This window comes from Mycoplasma sp. 6934 (genome assembly GCF_055523595.1).
Genome location: NZ_JBVFVE010000001.1, coordinates 303,874 through 325,104 on the forward strand (window position 1 = coordinate 303,874; position 21,231 = coordinate 325,104).

Below are 21,231 nucleotides of genomic sequence, written 5' to 3' on the forward strand. Positions count from 1 at the left end.
AAAAATACATTCAATTATCTCTGAATGTATTTTTCAATTATAAGTCAATATTTTGAACGTATTTTGCATTTTGTGAGATAAACTCACGACGAGGTTCCACATTCTCACTCATTAAGGTCTCAAAGATGCGATCAGCACGATATGCATCTTCAATTTGCACTTGAAGCATTTTACGCTTTTCTGGAAGCATGGTTGTTTCACGTAGCTGTTGAGCATCCATTTCACCTAGTCCTTTATAACGTTGAATTGTAATTTTGATGTTAGGGTTTAAAGTCGCGATAATTTCACTACGTTCTTTTTCATTAAATGCATAGTAAATATTTTTATTTTGTTGAATTTTAAATAAAGGAGGTTGTGCTATATATATAAATCCATATTCAATAAGGGGTTTAAAATATCTATAAAAGAAGGTTAGTAGCAAGGTGCGGATGTGGGCTCCATCTACATCAGCATCAGTCATAATAATAATTTTATGATATCTTAATTTATTGATATTAAAATTGCTGTCGAGTCCAGCACCCATAGCAGTAATTAAAGACATAATTTCTTCGTTTTTAAGGATACTTTCGAGTCTTGCTCTTTCGGTATTAAGGATTTTACCTTTAAGGGGTAAAATAGCTTGAAAAACTTTGTCGCGTCCCATTTTAGCTGAACCACCAGCAGATTGCCCCTCGACAATGAAAAGTTCGCAAATTTCAGCATTTTTTGATGAACACGGGGCTAATTTACCAGGCATTGAACCAGTTTCAAATGGAAGTTTTTTACGTTCTTTATCTCTAGCTGCAGTTGATGCGATTCTTGCCCTACGTGCTGAACTTGCTTTTTCAAGAATTTTTTTAGCTAAATCAGGATTTTCATTTAAAAAACGTTCAAAGACTTGTGAAAAAACTTCATTCACAGCTTTACGGGCATCTTTTGAACCAAGTTTTCCTTTTGTTTGCCCTTCAAATTGTGGTTCAGGGTGTTTTATTGAAATAACAGCAACAATACCTTCAACTAAATCTTCACGGGTAAAGCGATCATTTTCGTTTTTAATAAAGTTTTTTTCTAAAGCATAGTTATTAACTAGCCTCATAATTGCATCATAAAATCCAGTTAAATGTGATCCGCCTTCATGGGTAGAAATATTATTAGTATAGGAAATTAAATTAGATCGATACAGATCATTTAAATATTGCATAGCAACTTCAACTTCAATATTAATTTCCCTTGAATTTATTTCGTGGCGATATTTATATGAATTACTTGCATAAATAATATTTGTTAATGGTAATGAACGTTTCGTTAATTCGCTAACATAGTCAATAATACCATTATTATATTGGTATTCAACATAGTTTTCATCTCTTTCATCAGCAACTGATACAAATAAACCTTTATTTAGGTATGCAATTTGACGTGCATGATCAATAATTAAACTTTTATCAAATGGCATTTGTTCCATTATTGTATAATCAGGAGCAAATTGAATAGTAGTACCTGATTCATCGTCTTCATATTCACCAATAACATTTGTTGGGTGCACAGTATTTCCACCATTTTCAAATTTAGCATAGTAAATCTTACCATCACGCTTAACCCATGCTTCTAATTTTGAACTTAAGGCATTAACAACACTAGCTCCTACTCCATGCAATCCACCACTAACTTTGTAAGCGCCTGATTCAAATTTTCCACCAGCATTTAATTTAGTTAAAACAACTTCTAAGGCACTAATATTAAATTGTGGGTGGATTCCAACAGGAATTCCCCGCCCATTATCTTGAACTTTTATTTCGTTATCTTTTGTAATTGTAATATTAATTTTGTTGGCAAAACCAGCCATTGCTTCATCAACTGAGTTATCTACTATTTCTCATACTAAATGGTGTAATCCTGCTTTTGATGTTGAACCAATGTACATCCCAGGACGTTTACGAACATGTTCTAAACCTTCTAAATGCGCAATAGCACTTGCATCGTATTTTTGCTTCTTATCTTCCATTTAAACCTCCATTTTGATTAATTTTATGAATGTTATAATATATAAATATATTATAACATAAACCATGGATTACTGTAATTTTTTATAAAATACATCGTTAATATGTCCAATGACAACTATTTAGGTCCATATATAAATCCCTTGGAAAGTGAACTAATTTAATTAAAATATGGTATAAATTATTTATGGTATTTAAACATAACATAGATAAGTACAAAAACTTAACAAACTACGAACTAAAAAAACAGCAATCTCTCATATTAATTGCTGCTAATATTGAAAAATCTTTATCTCAACTTAGTTTAATTACAAACCTTAGTGTGTCAACTGTAAAAAGATATAAAAAAATAATAAAAAGTAATCAAGAAATTGACATCAGTCATAAAAATAAAAATCAACAAAGAAGTTGCAAAGTTACAGATTCAGAAATTGAATTAGTGTTTAAAGATTATTTAAAAACATGTGAAATTATTTTAAATAGCGTTCTAACAAATAACCAACTTTCGTTTAAAAGTTATTATTATTCAGAATATGGTTCTTTTATAAGGCAAAAAATTTCTTACAAAACTTTGGTAAGAAGATTCAACCAATTAGGATTATTTAATATACATACAACCAAAAGAGGAAGAAAAATAGCAAAATTATCAAAGAAGAAAACTTCACAAGAGACAACATTGCTATTAAAAAAATATTATAAACAAATTAAACAAAACGAAAAACAAAGACAAGTTTTGGGTCTAAAGAAAAATTTAGAATTTGGTGAAATTGTTGAAATCGATGCTCAGCTTGAACCATATTTAAAAAATAATAAACCATTCTATCTTTATCATGCAATTGATGTTGCCACTGGAACATTATTAGCAGCATGATTTGAAGAACAAGAAACAACATTAGGATATCAAAGACTGTTAGAAATAGTATTTAAGAAATATGGATTTCCAAAGAAAATTTATACTGATAAAAGAAGAACTTTTTGGGGAAACGAAAACACACAAACAATTTTTGAAAAAGATTTAAATAAAAAAGGAATAGAAGTACTCAGTTCTTCTAATCCTAAACATAAACCACACGTTGAGAGATCTTTTAGAACATCATTAGACCAATACCCATTATTAATTCATGAAAACGGATATAAAGATATTAATGATTTAAAGCAAAACAACGAAGTATTTCAAAATTATTACAATATGAGGAATAAAAAAATAATTTCTAAACATAATGTCTTTCAAAAAGAAGGAAAGAAAAACGGCAATTGAGCCGTTGATTTAGAGATTAATAGAAAAGTTTTAAATGGTGTTGTTAGATACCAAGGTAAAAACCTTGCAGCTTTCGATATTCATGACAAAAGGATTGTATTTCCTTATAATTCTGATGTTGTGTTAGTACATTCTTCTGATGATAATTTGTATTTTAAATATAATGGAAAAAAATACTTTGCCAAAGAACCTACTGGAAAATATCTAAGCTTTACAGAAATGTGAGCTCTTGAGAAAGGTTTAGATTATTCTATCCCTGCAGTTGGAAAACTAGCATTTATCCATAAGAAAACAAACTCATTTTTTAAAACTCTTGAATTATACATCTCAAAGTTTAATAGTGTCTCTGTGAATGCACAAGGAAATAACCTTGAAGCCAATAAGATTATGGCTGAGTATTTAGAGATACTTAGAACATTACACAGAAGCATCAATGATGAAATAAAAATTGATGCATATTAATTTTAATATTTTTTAATAAAAAAGAGAATAATAAAAATAGAAAACACGGGCACGTGTTTTCTGGGAGTTTTGCTTACTTTTTCAAAAGTAAGGCCCCCTTGATTGCAATCAAGGGCGGGGGGTTAAAAATCTTTTTGCTTCATTTTGAAATTTTCTAGTTAATGTAATGATATAAATAATTATGTTCTGATTTTTTAGACAGTAAAAAGATCAAAAAATATATAAATTTTCCAATTTAGTTGCCAAAGAAGAAAAAAATTTTTTTTGGTTTGTTTTTTCATTATCTTTTTTTGCAACAAAAGCATCATAATATAAATCAAAAACTAAAAAAAAGATTAACCCCAACAGTCTGGCCAGAAAATTAAAAATGTAGTTCAAAAAAGTAGTTATTCTACATGGATTACTGTAATTTTTTATAAAATACATCGTTAATAGACTCTTTTCAAAAACCTTTTTTAGTAGTTTTAGAGATATTTTCCAATTCTATAATTGTTTTATAATATTCAAATTGCTCTTTTGTTTGTGTATAGTAAGGTTTTTTAGGATTTTCTGCCTGAATAAAAGCAACTCTGGCTAAACCTTCGGAAATTAACCATGAATTTATTAATGAATTAATGGAATAATTAAAATTATTATTATTATAATAAACTAGGGCAACGGTGCGCTTATAAGAATCAGTAGTAACTCTTTGAATAAAAATATTTGCATTGCTATTAATTTTACTAATAAGCATTCGCTTAGCAAGTTTAGCATATTGATCTTCATATTTAGCTAATTGATCATCATTATAACGAGGTTTTAGTGTTTCAGGAGTATCAACACCGTAGAGGCGTATAATTTCTTTTTGCCTACTTTGGTTTAAAACTTCAATAGTATCTCCATCGGTTATTTCTAACACTTTAATTTGTTCATAGTTTTTATTTATAGGATTAAGCGCGCAAGATACTAAACTCAAGTTAAGTAATATAAGAACAAAACTAAAAAAACTTTTCATATTTATATAATAATATTAAAACCCTACATAACTAAAAATTGACTAAAAAATACCTTTAAACCCCTTACAAATTTATTTTGGGGTTTAAAGGTATTACTTATAATATGATTTATAGACTCTATAGTATCATTTTTCTAAACTATACAGGTAATTTAAACCTGATTCATGTTTCTCGAATTCAAGGAATTTTATTTTAATTTCATAATTTTTAGGGAGCACGAAGACCTCCCATGGATAAACTCCAGGTATAATTGAATTACTTGTTAGCGGTACATGATATCCTAAAAAAAATAGAGTAACTTTATTTTTATCATATAATGGAATAACAAATGTTTGTTCGTTTCATTTTGCATTGCTTAATGAAAAATATTGTCAAATATAAATATCATTGTTCTCAAGGAGTTTGTATACATCTTTATTATCTAAGTATAATTCTTCAAATAATTTTTTAATTTGAAAATTATTGTTAAAATCTTCAAAGTTATGCAATTCCTTAAATCTTTCAATAATATATTTATCGAATTGATTTTTACTAGATATTTTTATGGCATTATTGAATTTATTAGATGAATCTTTGGGAAAATTATCAAAGAATTCTGAGTTGAAATTAGTTGAATCTTGAGTCCCATCATCTTTTGTGTATTTTTGTTGTCTATGTTCTTTAACATCAAGATACTGATTCTCCAATCAATCTAAGGGAATAAATGGGCTTTTTTTATAAAAGATTTATGAATTGGAAGAAGTTCCTTTTTTATTTTGTTAATTTCTGTTTCAGGGTTTGAAATTCTTGTGCAAGCTAATGTAATTAGAGGTGTAATTGTTGAAATAATTCCAAGAAGGATTTTTTTAATTGTTTTCATTTCTAACCACGTGAGTAACTGCAATTAAGTCATCTATAGAGTTAGCATCTGGATAATAATGATTTTTAGTTTTTTGCATTGTATTATTAATGGTCGCTAAAGTTAGAAAGTATCCAAAACCCGCTAAACTTTCACATATTAAAAACATGTTTTTTAACTCCTTTAGACAGGGAAGAAATATTCGGACAAAATCCGAATATTTTTAATATAAAGAAAAAGAGGTAGTTATGAGACATTTAAAGACTAAAGAATGAGTTAAAATTTTTGACTTATACGATAAATACTTGAACCTGGTAATAACCAAAGCAGAATTTGAAAATTTCTGTTTTGACATCAGAAAAGCATACTGAAATAAAGAATCAATGAAAAATATGTTAAAGAAAAGAAAACTGTATAATTTAAATATGAACATAGAATCACAAAGCGGTAAATCACCCAAGAAAGATAAAGGTGTTGGGAGAAAGAAAAAGAAAGTTCTCGATTATACATGAATTAATACTCTTAAAGATGATGAAAAAGATGCAGTTATAAAATACTACTATCGAATTTTTAATGAAAATAATATTGATGCAGATATTAAAAATATTAAAGAAATTGAAAATCTTTCATCAAAATACAAGGCAAAAATTTTTTTAATAGCAAGATCCACATATTATGAGAAATTGAAAGATAACAACAAAGCTAAAGAGATAAATGTCAAACACAAAGAAATAATTTTTAAAAGTTTTGTCGAAAATAAAGAAAGGTATGGACGAAGGAGGCTTGCTAAATATATTTTCCAAGAATATAATATTCAAATAAATCCTAGAACCCTTGGGAATTATATGAAAAAACTTAATTTAAAAACATTTGTTAGACAAAAACGTAAAAACAAAGAATCTAAAAATACTTGTGTTAAAGTGCCTGATTTAGTAAAACGAGATTATAATTCAATCAACAATAATATATATGCAACAGACGTGACCTACATACCAGCACCAAAAGACATTGAGCAAAATCATATTTATTTATCCGCAATTATCGACCATAAAACTAAGTTTGTGACCTATGAATTATCACTTAGAAATGATACCGAACTAATTTTGAATAATATCAGTAATACAAAATTCAAAAAAAATTTTATTTTACATTCTGACCATGGATCTGCTTATTCGTCGGTTGAATATACTAAAAAAATAGAATTGCTAAAAGGTAAAATATCAATGTCAAGAATTGGCAATAGTCTAGACAACCGTGAAATTGAATATTTCTTTTCAATTCTTAAAAGCGAGATTTTTCCAAATTTTGATCAAACCTGTAAAAGGCTTACTTTTATTGAATTATCACAAAAAATCAAAGAATTTATAAACTGATATAATTATAAAAGAATAAGATAAAAAAAACCTTCCCAAAGCATTCCGTTTGGCTTAGCCAAATGGTATGGTTGGGGAAGGTAAAACCGTCCGAAAAAAATTTCCCAGTTTACTTTTTCATAAAATTTTCCTTTTTAAATATATTTTGCTATTATAATTGCTTTATTGCTTTAACTTTGTACTAGTAAATTTAATACATAATAATTATAATATTTTTTATAAAAGTTTTTCTTAAGTTATTAACAAAGCATTTTGTTGTTTTTTGGAAAAGTCACTTGCGAGATGTTAACAAAATAATTGTCTTTTAATTTTAACATAATTTTTAGATAAAAAAATGTATGAGAAAACAGAAAACACGGCAGTGTTTTCTCGTCGGTTTTGCTTACTTTTGCCAAAAGTAAGGCCCCTTTGATTGCAATCAAAGGCGGGGGATTAAAAAAAATTTTAGGTTATCTTATATTTCCGGACAACTTGCCGATAGTTATTTATTTTATCCATCATATAATCAATTTCTTGCTGAGAGTATTTATCTAGACTTTTTCCTTTGGGAATGTAATACCTAATTAAGCGGTGCATATTTTCTATTGAACCTTTTTGTCATGAACTATATGGTTGGCATTTAAATAGTCTTTCAGTTGGAATAACCTGGTGCAATAAGACATTTTCACTACCATTATCAACTGTTAAAGTTTTAATCTCTAAGTTGTGTTTCTTGATTAGTTTGATAAGAGTTTGTTTGATAGCTTTGGAGTTGCGTTTTGAAAGCATAGCATAAGACATTCTGGTTTGCCGTTCAATTATGGTCACAATACAATATGTATCATTGATTTTACCAATAACGGTGTCTAATTCAAAATGGCCGTGTTCAGAGCGATCATTAATATAAGCTGGACGTTTCGAAATTTCCGTAGCATATTTTAATGTTTTAGGTTTGGTTTGTTTTTTCTTCCTTATGCCATATTTGCCTTCAGATTTTCTAACAATGTGGTCAAAATCAAGGAAATAAGGGTATTTTTTGATTATTTTATAAATTGTACTAGGCGAAGGAGCAAATTCATCAGGGGATAATTTTTTAAAAGAATTCACAAGATAGGTAACTGATTTCTTAACTTCTTTTTGCTGCAAATTCTTTTTATTTCTATTTTTATTGTATGTATTAAGCTCACTATACCAATATTTTCTGTAGGCCTTTCATTTCTCTTTAATTGTATCACTTACAAAAAAGAGTCGCGAAAACGAATAGCCTGATAAATGTTCATATAGTTTGCTAAAATTAAGGGTTTTAACACGCATTACTCTTCTTGAACACTTAGGACAAACATAGCGATTTTGTTTATCTAAACTAAGTGGTCTGCGATTTGTAATAATTTTAATTTTGCTTTTTATACTTCGAATGTCTCTGTTAAAAATCTTAGCTACTTCTTGGATTGAGAAGCCTTCAGAAAGTTCTTGTAAAATATTATAAAGTTGCTCTAGATCGATTTGGTCTAATCGTAATTTTCGATGCGACTCAAGAGCTCCTTGCATTTTCAAAATAGTATTATGATTCTCTTCGATTTTAAAATGTTGATATTTATTTTCTTTTCGATATTTGTCAAAAACACAAATATATTTTTCTAAATTTTTCATATAATTTTAAAGTCTCCTTTCATTTTTTAAAATTTATTAATACAACTATTTTATTACAAGGCAGACAAAAACAATGTCACATGCAAAAAACTTGCATGTGACATTTCCAATTAATACAAAGCATTTTGTTTGAATTAAAAATTTACTTTTTAATTTCATAATAAAAAACCCCCACAAGCTTACCAATTTTTTAGGTTTAGCTTGTGGGGTTTGCTATAAAATAAGCATGATATTTGTTTTGAAATTTAAATAAATTTCTTTCGAATTAAATATTTTCTTTTTATATAAACAATTTATTAAGCTTTATTGTTTGAACCAAATTCATGAATTTTTTGTTTTACAGTTTCGCACATTGCTTCAAAACCAGGTTTGTATAATTTACGTGGATCAAAGTTTTTACCTTCAAGGTCTTCGCCACTTTCAATATAAGCTCTAAGGGCTTTATGGTTTGCTTGTTGTAATTCAGTATTAACATTAATTTTGGTTACACCTAAACTAATTGCTTTTTGAATTTGATCTAAAGGAATACCGCTTCCGCCGTGAAGTACAATTCCAATTCCAGCAGCTGCTGAAATTTCTTGTAATTTTTCAAAATTAAGTGTTTTTCATGAAGTGGGATATGGACCATGAATATTACCTATTCCCGCCGCTAAAACATCAATTCCTAATTGAGCGATTTTGTTTGCTTCAGTTGGATCTGCAAATTCGCCATTACCAACGATTCCATCTTCTTCCCCACCTATTGTTCCAACTTCAGCTTCAAAAGACATATTTCTTTCATTTGCTAATTCAACTAATTCTTTAGTTTTTGCATAGTTATGTTCAAATGGGTAGTGTGAACCATCAAACATTAATGATGTATATCCATCAGTTTTAATAGCTTGTTTTGCTCCCTCATATGATCCATGGTCTAAATGAAGCGCAACTGGTACTGTAATGTTTAAATCATTGATTAAACCAAGCACCATCCCACTTACTACATTAAACCCTCCCATGTATTTAATTGCACCTTCACTAGTTGCTATAATAATTGGTGAGTTTTCTTGTTGTGCTGTAATTAAAGCTGCTTTTGCTCATTCTAAGTTGTTGATGTTAATATGAGGAATTGCATACTTTCCTGCTTTAGCCTTTTTTAACATTTCTTTTGCGTTTACTAATGCCATCTTATCTCCTAATAAATTTTATGTTTAGAACATCAAGTTCCATCATCATTTCTTAAAAAGTTTTTGTCTACAGTTAATAGACGGTATAATTCTCCCATTTTGCGTTCTCTAATTTCTTCATATGAAATTTCTGAATTATTGATTAAGAATTTATTGATCCAATTTTCCTTAAGTTCTTGTTCAACTATTTCAAAAATTTCATTGAAGGTAAAGTTTTGTTCTGAATTATTTAAAACAAATTGGCTCGCTACCTCGAGCATAGTTGTGTTTTTCATTTTGAGCCTTTCCATTTTGAATTTTTTAATTTTGTTTTAACTTGCTTATTAAGTTGATTATTATTATATATTAAAAAGTATAATTATAAATATAATTTATATTAATTAATAATAAAAATTTGTATAATGCATTTTGGTTATATAAATTTATTTAGATATTTCAATTTTTGATTGTTTTTAGTTGTGCATTTAACTATATATCCTGTATTGTTTATATAAAATCTAAGTATGATACAAAAATACTGATACTTATCGCAAGGATAACCATTTTTTCTAAATTTTAATAAGGAATTGAAGCCTCATATCGTTTTTATTAAATTTTTTCAAAAGAAACAAACAATAAAGTTTTAATCGATAAAATTGCGTATAACTTTTCTTATTTATTTTCAATATTTTAATAATAGCAGAGCATTGTGATTTGACACAGTTATTTTAAAAAACACATAAAATTATTTTATTTGAAAAGTGGGATTTTAAAAATCCCACTTTAATTTTGATACATATTTATGATTAAACAATTTAAGAACTAAATTATATCACGAATTTTTAAAAATACAAGTAAAAAGTTATTCACGTGAATATTTCTAACACTGTCAAGTTTTTTAACTTTCTTCATATATATATATATATATATATATATTAAAATTAAAGTAGATTAACAAATCTATTAATTTGATTTTAAACAAATTAATTATTATATAAATATATTTATATGAAAGGAAAATACGTTATGAAATTACGAAAATTTTTATTAGTAACAACTAACTTAGTTACTATTTCCACAATTACTGCTGTATCTTGTACAGCTCCTCAGCCCCAAAAAAGACAATTTACTATTCAAAATGTTAGTGAAATTACAGTAACTCAAACAAGTGCTGAATTCACCGCTAAAATTACTGGTCTACAAGGGAATGACCAACTTAATGTAAAAATTAATGACACAGTTCATAATTTTACAGTTTCAAGTTTAAACAAACCAGCTGATAATCAATATAAAATTACTATTAGTGGATTAACTAAAGGAACTACATATTTATTAGATACCATTAAGGTAAACAATGATACATTATTCAATGTTAAACGTCCATTCACAACATTAAACGATGTAGTAGCTACAAATCCACCTATTGAAAATAGAGAACAAGATGAGCCAGTAAATCCTAATCCACCAAGAGAAGAAAATGAACCATTGAATCCAGGAACTAGTGACCCTGCTCCAAAAGACCCAACTAACGGCAATGGAACCCAAGAATCTTCAAGAGAAGAAAATACACCTTCTAATACAGGAGCTAGCGACCCCAATCCAAAAGATCAAGTAAATGAAAATCCAAGCACTCCTGGTGGAGATAACAATCAAAACCCAGGTAACACTACACCTAATCCACCAAATGATAGTGCTCAACCAGGACAAGACCCTACACTAAATGATTCAACTACAGAGCAAGGCAATGGTAATGGTAACCAAGAATCTCCTAAGACTGAACCAAATCCTACGCCTACTCCAAAACAACCAGATGAAGAAAAACTAAACAATGGTACTAATAATCCGGAAAAAGTTGATGAACAACAAACAACACCTACTACTGATGCTGAGACAGGTAAACAAAAAAACAATGAAGAATTAACATCACCAGATAACGGCAGAACTCAAACTGATGTTGATTCGAGTGAAAAAGCTCCAGCTGACGTTAGTGACAATGCTGATTCAACTAATACTGAAAATGATTCTAAACAAGATGAAACAAATAATGAGAACAACGGAACAAACGGTACAAACACTGGCAATACTGATCAACAAACAATAGATACACAACCTACTGAAGAAAAACCTTTAAAATTTGATAGTGTAACTGTTGAAATTGACTCTTCAAACAAAAATTATATTTTGTTCAAAATTGTTGCAGATAAAGATATTTACCAAAAAGTAAAAGATAAATTATTTAAATATGAATTACGTGCAGAAAATAATACTTATGCAGATGATACTACAAATGGATCTAATAGAAAGACTTGGGTTGATAGTCAAACTGCAGATAAAATTACTTTCAAAGTTGCACCATTTTATCCATGAAATACAGGTACTTACACTCTAACTAGTCTATGAGATAATTCAGATTCTAAGAAACAAAACCTTCTAACAGGAACATATAAGTTTAAATTTACTAAGGGTGAAAAAGTAGAAATGATAAACTCTTAATTTAACTATACTAAAACTGCCTGACTTTAATAATGAAGTTAGGCAGTTTTCGATTTTTTTTATAAAAACAATTTATTAGGAAAGTAAGATCATAAGCAATTTCTTATGCATATGATTATGTTATTTTCATTAAATTAGGGGAACTAATTCCAAGTAAGTTTAAACCAATTTTAAACACCACTTGAACAGCATATACTAAAGCACTATAATAAGCTTCTTGTGGGTGATTTATTAAACGTGTTTGTGAATAAAAACTATTAAATAAATTAGTTAAATTTATTAAGTATTGAGTTAATAAATTTACTTTTGTTGTTTTAACAATAGTTTGCAATAAATTTGGGAATTGATCTAATTCAATAATTAATTTTCTGGCTTTATTAGTAATTTGATTGTTTGGATCAAGTAAAAAAGGTTTTAAATTATTACGTAATGATACGGTTCTAGCATGAGCATATTGTAAATTATAAACTGGGTTAGAGGTATCCATTAAGTTAGCTTGATCAATATTAAAATCATATTTTGTGCCAATTTCTCTAGTCAGCATACCAAACCTAATTGCATCAGAAGAGGCAACATCTAATAAATCATTTAATGTTACACTTGTTCCAGCACGCTTAGACATTTTAAACTCTTGTCCATTTTTTAATAATCTGACTAATTGGATTATTAAAATATTAATATTATCAGGGTCATAACCTAATCCCTGGAGTGAAATTTTCATTCTTGCAACATATCCAGAATGATCAGCACCCCAGATATTAATTAATTTATCTGCTTTTTGTAATTTAGTTTCATGATAAGCAATATCAGGTGTTAAATAAGTATATGATCCATCGCTTTTAATTAATACACGATCTTTATCATCACCGAATTTAGTGGTATTTAAGAATAAAGCTCCATCTTTTTGGTATGTATTTGGATTTAATTTAATTAAAACAGGTTTAATTAAATTCTTAGTTGTTAATGCTTTTTCGCTTGAAAAAGTATCAAAATAAATGTTAATTTTTGCTAAATCCACTTTGATTTTATCAAGTAAAATTTGGGTTGCTAATGATTTTAGCTCACTTTCTTTAGTAGCAAAATTATTTAAAAAATAATCATTAACTTTGTCTTTTATTTGTTTTGCAGCTCAAATAATATCATCACCTTTATAAGACTCTTCTGGCATTTGCTCGTAAATTCCAAAGAGTTCTTGGTAACGAATATATACCGATTTAGCTAAATTATCAATTTGATTTCCAGCATCATTAACATAATATTCAGCTTCAACATGGTGCCCGGCATGTCTTAAAATTCTTATTAGTGAATCTCCAAAAACAGCCCCCCGCACATGACCAACATGTAAGAAACCTGTTGGGTTTGCAGATACAAATTCGACATTAATTTTTTCAGGTTTAACAAAGTTGGATCCGTAATTTTTGTTTTGTAAAATAATGTTGCTTAAAACTTTGTTTAAAATGGAATTTTTTAAAACAAAGTTTAAAAATCCAGGTGTTGTTACTTCGACAAGTTCAAACATATCTAGATTATCTAATTTTTCTTTTAAAACATTTGCAACTGTTAAAGGGTTATTTTTTGTGTATTTTTTTAAAATAAAAGCAAGGTTTGAAGAAAAATCAAATTCAATTTCAGATGTTTTTTTATTTTCAGGAATATTGGGCTCAGATAAGGTGAAAACTAAATGATCTACATCAAAATTTGAATCAAAATATTTTTCGTTTTGTAATTTTAAGACAACTTTCTTTAAAGAATCTTTAATTTGGTTTGTTAAGTTCATTATGCTCCTTAATTTCTTTTTTTTAATTATATAAATTGTATTAAATTTAAAAATATTTATAATATAAATATGTTAAAAGTTTATTTATGTGGGCCAACAGTGTATAACTACGTACATATTGGTAATATGCGCCCGATTATCACTTATGATTTAATGCTTAAAGCAGCAAGAGCATTAAAAGTTAATTTTAAGTTTGTGCATAATATTACTGATATTGATGATAAGATTATTAATAAAGCAATTCAAGAAGGTGTGAGTGAAACTGAAATTGCTAAAAAATACTCTGATGATTATTTAAATATTTTAAAATTATTTAATGTTAATACTATTACAAACTTAGAATATGTAACAACTAATTTAACTGAAATTAATAATTTTGTTAGCCACTTAGTTAAAAAGGATAGTGCATATGTTTTAGATAATAATGTTTGGTTTGATATGCATAAATATCAAGATTATTATGGGGAAGTATCGGGACAAAATTTAAAACATATGGTTTTTGAAAAAACTAGTTTTCAAAAACATAATCAAGCTGATTTTGCACTTTGAAAAAAAACAAATTTAGGCATTAAATATGATTCTAGTTTTGGATTAGGTCGTCCCGGATGACATACTGAATGTGTTGCATTAATTAATAAGCATTTTGGATCAAGTGGAGTTGATTTACATGGGGGTGGCGTGGATTTAACATTTCCACACCACGAAAATGAAAATATTCAATTTTATGCATTATATCAAAAAGACTTAGCTAGAAAATGACTTAGAACTGGACAAATTAATTTAAATAATGAAAAAATGTCTAAATCTTTAAATAATATTATATTGGCTAATGAGTTTATTAGCAAATATTCTCCTGATCATTTTAAATTTATTTTATTGTTAAATTCATATACATCCATAATAAATATTGATGATAATATGGTTAATAATGTTGAAACAATATTAACTAAAATAACTAAAATATATTTTATGGGTATATTGCATAATCTTAATTTTAATATTTATAATCAAGAAATATATCAAAAATTAATGCAAAATATTTTTGAGTTAAATTTTGCTGCTTTTATGAAAACCTTAAATGACATAATAAAATCAATAAATTTAAATAAAGATCCATTATTAATTAGCACAATTATTAAAGTTTTTGATGATTTAGACTTTGATTTTCAGAAAATAAATTTTGAAAAATATAAAAATATTTACAAAAAATGGCAGGAATTTTTAAAAGATAAAAACTATTTTGAAGCTGATAAATTAAGATCAGTGTTAATAAAAGAAAAATTATTATAAAAAAGTACTAAAAATAGGAAAAAAAGGGGGTTGATATATGAGAGAATTATTAGTGTGTGGGAAAAATTCAGTTATTGATGCGATAAAGAGCAATATGAAAATTTCAAAAATTATAATTAGTAATAAAGATAATTTAAAATTATTTAACAATAAAAATTTTCATGTTGAAGTAAAAGAACTTAGTTATCTTAATAAATTGACCAAAGATAATCACCAAGGATTTATTGCTTACTTAGAATCCTTAAACTATCGTGATCTTGAGTTTTTAATCAAACATAAACCTAAAATTGTTTTAGTCTTAGATAAAATACAAGATCCACATAATTTAGGAGCAATTATTCGTAGTGCAAATGCAGCTGGGGTAAAAGATGTTATTTTACCAAAGGAAAATGCTGCTTCAATTAATTCTACAGCACTAAAGGTAGCTTCTGGTGGTTTTGTAGGTTTAAATTTTTACCGCGTTAATAGTTTATCGGCAACAATTACAAAACTGAAGAAAACTGGCTATTGAAGTTATGCAAGTGCATTAGACAAAAGCGCAACCTCGCACACAAAAATTAAGTATAATAGCCCAACTATTATTGTAGTTGGGAATGAAGGTGAAGGAGTTTCAAAAAGTGTTTTATCAGTTTGTGACTCTAAAGTTTATATTGATCAAAAGGGAACTGTTCAATCATTAAATGTATCAGTAGCAACTGCTATTTTGCTTTTTGATTATTTAGCTAAAAATGAATAAGATATTTATTAATAAGTTAAGTCCAAAATTTATAATGCTTTTAAAGTTACACGACAAAAAACTTATTACAACGAATAATTTGATTAATCGTTTTGATAATTTATATTATGAAAGAATTCGTAATTTAGTTTGAAGAATTTACTGATTATACCGTAAATATAATATTGAACTAGATGAAATTAGAAATCAATTATTCATGGTATTTTTAGACATGTTATCACAAGATATGCTTCAAAATATTGATAATTACGAAGCTTGGTTTTGAAATACTTTAAAATTAAAAACCCAAAATTATTTTAATAAATTTTATAATTCACAATATAAATTTGAATCAAACGTTAGTTATAACCAATTGAATTTAAATGAATTAAATTCTAAATTAAAACGTGAATACGATATTTGAAATGGGTCGTGTCAAACGATTGATGACATGAAAAAATATATTTCAGCAGATGAATACGAGTTTTTAAAGAATAAGATAAATTTTAAAAACACAAGACTTTCAACTTGAAAGCAAAAGGAAATGATACAAGCAATAAAAAACAAATTAAACAATAATTCATTTTTCTAATCATGGGAAAAATATAATAAAGGCTTAATAATGATTAAGCCTTTTTCATTATCTTTCTTTATTATTTATCAATAAAATTTGTGTAGAATAACTACCTTTTTGCACTACTTTTTTAATTTTTTGCCCAGGCTGTTGGGGGTTAATCTTTTTTTATTTTTTAATTTATATTATGATGCTTTTGTTACAAAAAAAAGATAATGAAAAAACAAACCAAAAAAATTTTTTCTTCTTTGGCAATTAAATTGGAAAATTTATATATTTTTTGATGTTTTTACTGTTTAAAAAACCAGAACATAATTATTTATATCATTACATTAACTACAAAATTTCAAAATGCAGCAAAAAGATTTTTAAACCCCCGCCCCCCCGCCCTTGATTGCAATCAAGGGCGCCTTACTTTTGAAAAAGTAAGCAAAACTTCCAGAAAACACGTGCCCGTGTTTTCTATTTTTATTATTTTCTTTTTTAATAAAAAATATTAAAATTAATATGCATCAATTTTTATTTCATCATTGATGCTTCTGTGTAATGCTCTAAGTATCTCTAAATACTCAGCCATAATCTTATTGGCTTCAAGGTTATTTCCTTGTGCATTCACAGAGACACTATTAAACTTTGAGATATATAATTCAAGAGTTTTAAAAAATGAGTTTGTTTTCTTGTGGATAAATGCTAGTTTTCCAACGGCAGGTATAGAATAATCTAAACCTTTTTCAAGAGCTCACATTTCTGTAAAGCTTAGATATTTTCCAGTAGGTTCTTTGGCAAAGTATTTTTTTCCATTATATTTAAAATACAAATTATCATCAGAAGAATGTACTAACACAACATCAGAATTATAAGGAAATATAATCCTTTTGTCATGCATATCGAAGGCTGCAAGGTTTTGACCTTGATATCTAACAACGCCATTTAAAACTTTTCTATTAATCTCTAAATCAACGGCTCAATTGCCGTTTTTCTTTCCTTCTTTTTGAAAGACATTATGTTTAGAAATTATTTTTTTATTCCTTGTGTTGTAATAATTTTGAAATACTTCGTTATTTTGTTTTAAATCATTAATATCTTTATATCCGTTTTCATGAATTAATAATGGGTATTGATCTAATGATGTTCTAAAAGATCTCTCAACGTGAGGTTTATGTTTGGGATTAGATGAACTGAGTACTTCTATTCCTTTTTTATTTAAATCTTTTTCAAAAATTGTTTGTGTGTTTTCATTTCCCCAAAAAGTTCTTCTTTTATCAGTATAAATTTTCTTTGGAAATCCATATTTCTTAAATACTATTTCTAACAGTCTTTGATATCCTAATGTTGTTTCTTGTTCTTCAAATCATGCTGCTAATAATGTTCCAGTGGCAACATCAATTGCATGATAAAGATAGAATGGTTTATTATTTTTTAAATATGGTTCAAGCTGAGCATCGATTTCAACAATTTCACCAAATTCTAAATTTTTCTTTAGACCCAAAACTTGTCTTTGTTTTTCATTTTGTTTAATTTGTTTATAATATTTTTTTAATAGCAATGTTGTCTCTTGTGAAGTTTTCTTCTTTGATAATTTTGCTATTTTTCTTCCTCTTTTGGTTGTATGTATATTAAATAATCCTAATTGGTTGAATCTTCTTACCAGAGTTTTGTAAGAAATTTTTTGCCTTATAAAAGAACCATATTCTGAATAATAATAACTTTTAAACGAAAGTTGGTTATTTGTTAGAACGCTATTTAAAATGACTTCACATATTTTTAAATAATCTTTAAACACTAATTCAATTTCTGAATCTGTAACTTTGCAACTTCTTTGTTGATTTTTATTTTTATGGCTGATGTCAATTTCTTGATTACTTTTTATTATTTTTTTATATCTTTTTACAGTTGATACACTAAGGTTTGTAATTAAACTAAGTTGAGATAAAGATTTTTCAATATTAGCAGCAATTAATATGAGAGATTGCTGCTTTTTTAGTTCGTAGTTTGTTAAGTTTTTGTACTTATCTATGTTATGTTTAAATATCATAAATAATTTATACCATATTTTAATTAAATTAGTTCACTTTGGGTGGGATTTATATATGGGCCTAAATAGTTGTCATTGGACATTCATTATCTTTCTTTATTATTTATCAATAAAATTTGAATAAAATAGTATAATATTAACAAATATCAAATGTGATATTTTTTATTAATCTAATATAGGAGATTTTATGGCAAAATTTAAAAGAATTTTTATGATAGTCACAGATGGACTAGGTATTGGACCAGACCGTGACCAAAAGAGTTTTGGTGATCATGGGGCAAACACAATTAGATCTGCTTCTATGGTTGAAGAATTTAAAATCGATACATGGAGAAAATTAGGAATTGGTAATATTACTGATTTAAATGGGAATTACCATGTATCAAAACCTTTAGCATATATGGCTAAAGTACAAGAAGTATCTAATGCAAAAGATACCTTAGCTGGACACTGGGAAATGATGGGAATTAAAACTTTAGTACCATTTCCTACTTTTACTGAAACAGGCTTCCCAGAAGATTTAATTGAAGCTTTATCAAAAGCTTGAGATAACCGTCCAATTGTGGGAAATAAATCTGCATCAGGAACTGATATTATTAACGAGTTAGCTCATGAAGAAAAGGAACGTGGTGCTATAATTGTGTATACTTCAAATGATTCAGTATTACAAATTTGTGCACATGAAGAGTGAACTGGTTTAGATAATTTATATAAATATGCTAAAGCAGCGCGTGAAATTTGTTCTTCTCGTCCTGAGTGGAATGTTGGGCGGATTATTGCTCGCCCATATGTTGGTGATTTTGGTAATTTCACCCGCACTTTTAATCGTCATGATTATGCAAATAAACCACAAGAAATGATTTTAAACCGTTTACAAGAAAAAGGTGTTGAGGTTATTTCAATTGGTAAAATTAATGACATTTTTGTGGGGCAAGGAATCAGCACACACTATCCAAGTGAAGGTGATGCTAATGGAATGGACATTACGATTGACTTGGCAACAAAAGGCGGTGAAAATAAATTTATTTTCACAAACTTAGTACAATTTGATTCACATTATGGTCATCGAAGAAATGTTCGTGGCTTTGCATCAAATATTGCATCATTAGATGATAAACTAGGTAAATTAATTAATGCTATGAATGAAGATGATTTATTAATTATGACTTCAGATCATGGTAATGATCCGCTTTATCCAGGTTTCAACCACACTAGGGAATTTTTACCAGCAACTATTTTTTCAAAATTATTTACTAAACCAAAAGTATTACCTAATTTTGAAGGGTTGGGAACCTTAGGTAATATTGTTGCCAGAAACTTTGGTGTTGATATTGTAAGTGAAACAGGTGATGATATTTTTGATCAATTAATATAAAATAAATTCAGAATATTGATAAAACATTAAACTGGGAAATTTTTTTCGGACGGTTTTACCTTCCCCAACCATACCATTTGGCTAAGCCAAACTGAATGCTTTGGGAAGGTTTTTTTATCTTATTCTTTTATAATTATATCAGTTTATAAATTCTTTGATTTTTTGTGATAATTCAATAAAAGTAAGCTTTTTACAGGTTTGATCAAAATTTGGAAAAATCTCGCTTTTAAGAATTGAAAAGAAATATTCAATTTCACGGTTGTCTAGACTATTGCCAATTCTTGACATTGATATTTTACCTTTTAGCAATTCTATTTTTTTAGTATATTCAACCGACGAATAAGCAGATCCGTGGTCAGAATGTAAAATAAAATTTTTTTTGAATTTTGTATTACTGATATTATTCAAAATTAGTTCGGTATCATTTCTAAGTGATAATTCATAGGTCACAAACTTAGTTTTATGGTCGATAATTGCGGATAAATAAATATGATTTTGCTCAATGTCTTTTGGTGCTGGTATGTAGGTCACGTCTGTTGCATATATATTATTGTTGATTGAATTATAATCTCGTTTTACTAAATCAGGCACTTTAACACAAGTATTTTTAGATTCTTTGTTTTTACGTTTTTGTCTAACAAATGTTTTTAAATTAAGTTTTTTCATATAATTCCCAAGGGTTCTAGGATTTATTTGAATATTATATTCTTGGAAAATATATTTAGCAAGCCTCCTTCGTCCATACCTTTCTTTATTTTCGACAAAACTTTTAAAAATTATTTCTTTGTGTTTGACATTTATCTCTTTAGCTTTGTTGTTATCTTTCAATTTCTCATAATATGTGGATCTTGCTATTAAAAAAATTTTTGCCTTGTATTTTGATGAAAGATTTTCAATTTCTTTAATATTTTTAATATCTGCATCAATATTATTTTCATTAAAAATTCGATAGTAGTATTTTATAACTGCATCTTTTTCATCATCTTTAAGAGTATTAATTCATGTATAATCGAGAACTTTCTTTTTCTTTCTCCCAACACCTTTATCTTTCTTAGGTGATTTACCGCTTTGTGATTCTATGTTCATATTTAAATTATACAGTTTTCTTTTCTTTAACATATTTTTCATTGATTCTTTGTTTCAGTATGCTTTTCTGATGTCAAAACAGAAATTTTCAAATTCTGCTTTGGTTATTCCCAGGTTCAAGTATTTATCGTATAAGTCAAAAATTTTAATTCATTCTTTAGTCTTTAAATGTCTCATAACTACCTCTTTTTCTTTATATTAAAAATA

At 27.4% G+C, this 21,231-nt stretch carries 18 protein-coding genes; 7 read left to right on the forward strand and 11 right to left on the reverse strand.

Features of this window, described 5'->3' with window-relative positions; translation table 4 throughout:
- Positions 1-37: 37 nt before the first annotated feature.
- Complete coding sequence (locus AC0B4S_RS01385) at positions 38-1,984, reverse strand: DNA topoisomerase subunit B (protein ID WP_465101334.1); 1,947 nt, start codon at positions 1,982-1,984, stop codon at positions 38-40.
- Positions 1,985-2,169: 185 nt separating this feature from the next.
- Here AC0B4S_RS01385 and AC0B4S_RS01390 point away from each other — a divergent pair, with 185 nt between their 5' ends.
- Complete coding sequence (locus AC0B4S_RS01390; RefSeq protein WP_465101335.1) at positions 2,170-3,702, forward strand: transposase family protein; 1,533 nt, start codon at positions 2,170-2,172, stop codon at positions 3,700-3,702.
- A gap of 400 nt (positions 3,703-4,102) precedes the next feature.
- On the opposite strand, the gene AC0B4S_RS01395 is transcribed toward AC0B4S_RS01390, so the two are convergent.
- The 4 genes from AC0B4S_RS01395 to AC0B4S_RS01410 all read right to left on the reverse strand — a co-directional run bounded on the left by AC0B4S_RS01395 (position 4,103) and on the right by AC0B4S_RS01410 (position 5,704).
- A complete protein-coding gene (locus tag AC0B4S_RS01395; protein WP_465101336.1) occupies positions 4,103-4,696 on the reverse strand; it encodes a thermonuclease family protein in 594 nt (197 codons plus the stop codon).
- Positions 4,697-4,789: 93 nt separating this feature from the next.
- The gene (locus AC0B4S_RS01400) at positions 4,790-5,383 is read right to left on the reverse strand and encodes a hypothetical protein (protein ID WP_465101337.1); all 594 of its coding nucleotides are present in this window, start codon (positions 5,381-5,383) and stop codon (positions 4,790-4,792) included.
- A gap of 5 nt (positions 5,384-5,388) precedes the next feature.
- Positions 5,389-5,556 (reverse strand): hypothetical protein, encoded by a 168-nt coding sequence (locus AC0B4S_RS01405; protein WP_465101338.1) that lies wholly within the window; start codon positions 5,554-5,556, stop codon positions 5,389-5,391.
- Positions 5,543-5,704, reverse strand: a complete 162-nt coding sequence (locus tag AC0B4S_RS01410; RefSeq protein ID WP_465101339.1) for a hypothetical protein — start codon at positions 5,702-5,704, stop codon at positions 5,543-5,545. The genes AC0B4S_RS01405 and AC0B4S_RS01410 overlap by 14 nt, the downstream gene beginning before the upstream one ends.
- A 79-nt stretch (positions 5,705-5,783) precedes the next feature.
- Here AC0B4S_RS01410 and AC0B4S_RS01415 point away from each other — a divergent pair, with 79 nt between their 5' ends.
- Entirely contained in the window at positions 5,784-6,932 is a 1,149-nt protein-coding gene (locus tag AC0B4S_RS01415) for an IS3 family transposase (RefSeq protein ID WP_465101219.1), read from the forward strand.
- A 420-nt stretch (positions 6,933-7,352) separates the two neighbouring features.
- Here AC0B4S_RS01415 and AC0B4S_RS01420 read toward each other — a convergent pair whose 3' ends face one another.
- From AC0B4S_RS01420 to rpoE, 3 genes are all read right to left on the reverse strand, one after another.
- A complete protein-coding gene (locus AC0B4S_RS01420) occupies positions 7,353-8,537 on the reverse strand; it encodes an IS30 family transposase (protein ID WP_465101340.1) in 1,185 nt (394 codons plus the stop codon).
- 296 nt (positions 8,538-8,833) lie between these two features.
- Complete coding sequence (gene fba, locus AC0B4S_RS01425; RefSeq protein WP_465101341.1) at positions 8,834-9,700, reverse strand: class II fructose-1,6-bisphosphate aldolase; 867 nt, start codon at positions 9,698-9,700, stop codon at positions 8,834-8,836.
- A gap of 8 nt (positions 9,701-9,708) precedes the next feature.
- Positions 9,709-9,975 carry a DNA-directed RNA polymerase subunit delta gene (gene rpoE / locus AC0B4S_RS01430; RefSeq protein ID WP_465101342.1) on the reverse strand — a complete coding sequence of 89 codons (267 nt, stop codon included), beginning with the start codon at positions 9,973-9,975 and terminating at the stop codon, positions 9,709-9,711.
- Positions 9,976-10,705: 730 nt separating this feature from the next.
- Here rpoE and AC0B4S_RS01435 point away from each other — a divergent pair.
- Positions 10,706-12,172: a hypothetical protein gene (locus AC0B4S_RS01435; protein WP_465101343.1), complete on the forward strand. Its 1,467-nt coding sequence runs from the start codon at positions 10,706-10,708 to the stop codon at positions 12,170-12,172.
- Positions 12,173-12,287: 115 nt separating this feature from the next.
- Here the strand turns inward: AC0B4S_RS01435 and argS are convergent, their stop codons facing one another.
- A complete protein-coding gene (gene argS, locus AC0B4S_RS01440) occupies positions 12,288-13,949 on the reverse strand; it encodes an arginine--tRNA ligase (RefSeq protein WP_465101344.1) in 1,662 nt (553 codons plus the stop codon).
- A 69-nt stretch (positions 13,950-14,018) separates the two neighbouring features.
- On the opposite strand from argS, the gene AC0B4S_RS01445 reads away from it, so the two are divergent.
- Genes AC0B4S_RS01445 through AC0B4S_RS01455 form a run of 3 tightly spaced genes read left to right on the forward strand, consistent with a single transcriptional unit; the run spans position 14,019 to position 16,546 of the window.
- A complete protein-coding gene (locus AC0B4S_RS01445; protein ID WP_465101345.1) occupies positions 14,019-15,239 on the forward strand; it encodes a class I tRNA ligase family protein in 1,221 nt (406 codons plus the stop codon).
- A 37-nt stretch (positions 15,240-15,276) separates the two neighbouring features.
- On the forward strand, positions 15,277-15,975 hold the full coding sequence (gene rlmB / locus AC0B4S_RS01450; protein ID WP_465101346.1) for a 23S rRNA (guanosine(2251)-2'-O)-methyltransferase RlmB: 699 nt from the start codon (positions 15,277-15,279) through the stop codon (positions 15,973-15,975).
- The gene (locus tag AC0B4S_RS01455) at positions 15,968-16,546 is read left to right on the forward strand and encodes a hypothetical protein (protein ID WP_465101347.1); all 579 of its coding nucleotides are present in this window, start codon (positions 15,968-15,970) and stop codon (positions 16,544-16,546) included. Before rlmB ends, AC0B4S_RS01455 begins: the two co-directional genes overlap by 8 nt.
- A 484-nt stretch (positions 16,547-17,030) precedes the next feature.
- On the opposite strand, the gene AC0B4S_RS01460 is transcribed toward AC0B4S_RS01455, so the two are convergent.
- A complete protein-coding gene (locus tag AC0B4S_RS01460; protein ID WP_465101348.1) occupies positions 17,031-18,563 on the reverse strand; it encodes a transposase family protein in 1,533 nt (510 codons plus the stop codon).
- Positions 18,564-18,750: 187 nt separating this feature from the next.
- Here AC0B4S_RS01460 and AC0B4S_RS01465 point away from each other — a divergent pair, with 187 nt between their 5' ends.
- Positions 18,751-19,938 (forward strand): phosphopentomutase, encoded by a 1,188-nt coding sequence (locus tag AC0B4S_RS01465; RefSeq protein ID WP_465101349.1) that lies wholly within the window; start codon positions 18,751-18,753, stop codon positions 19,936-19,938.
- 114 nt (positions 19,939-20,052) lie between these two features.
- Here the strand turns inward: AC0B4S_RS01465 and AC0B4S_RS01470 are convergent, their stop codons facing one another.
- Complete coding sequence (locus AC0B4S_RS01470; protein ID WP_465101350.1) at positions 20,053-21,201, reverse strand: IS3 family transposase; 1,149 nt, start codon at positions 21,199-21,201, stop codon at positions 20,053-20,055.
- Between the last annotated feature and the right edge of the window lie 30 nt (positions 21,202-21,231).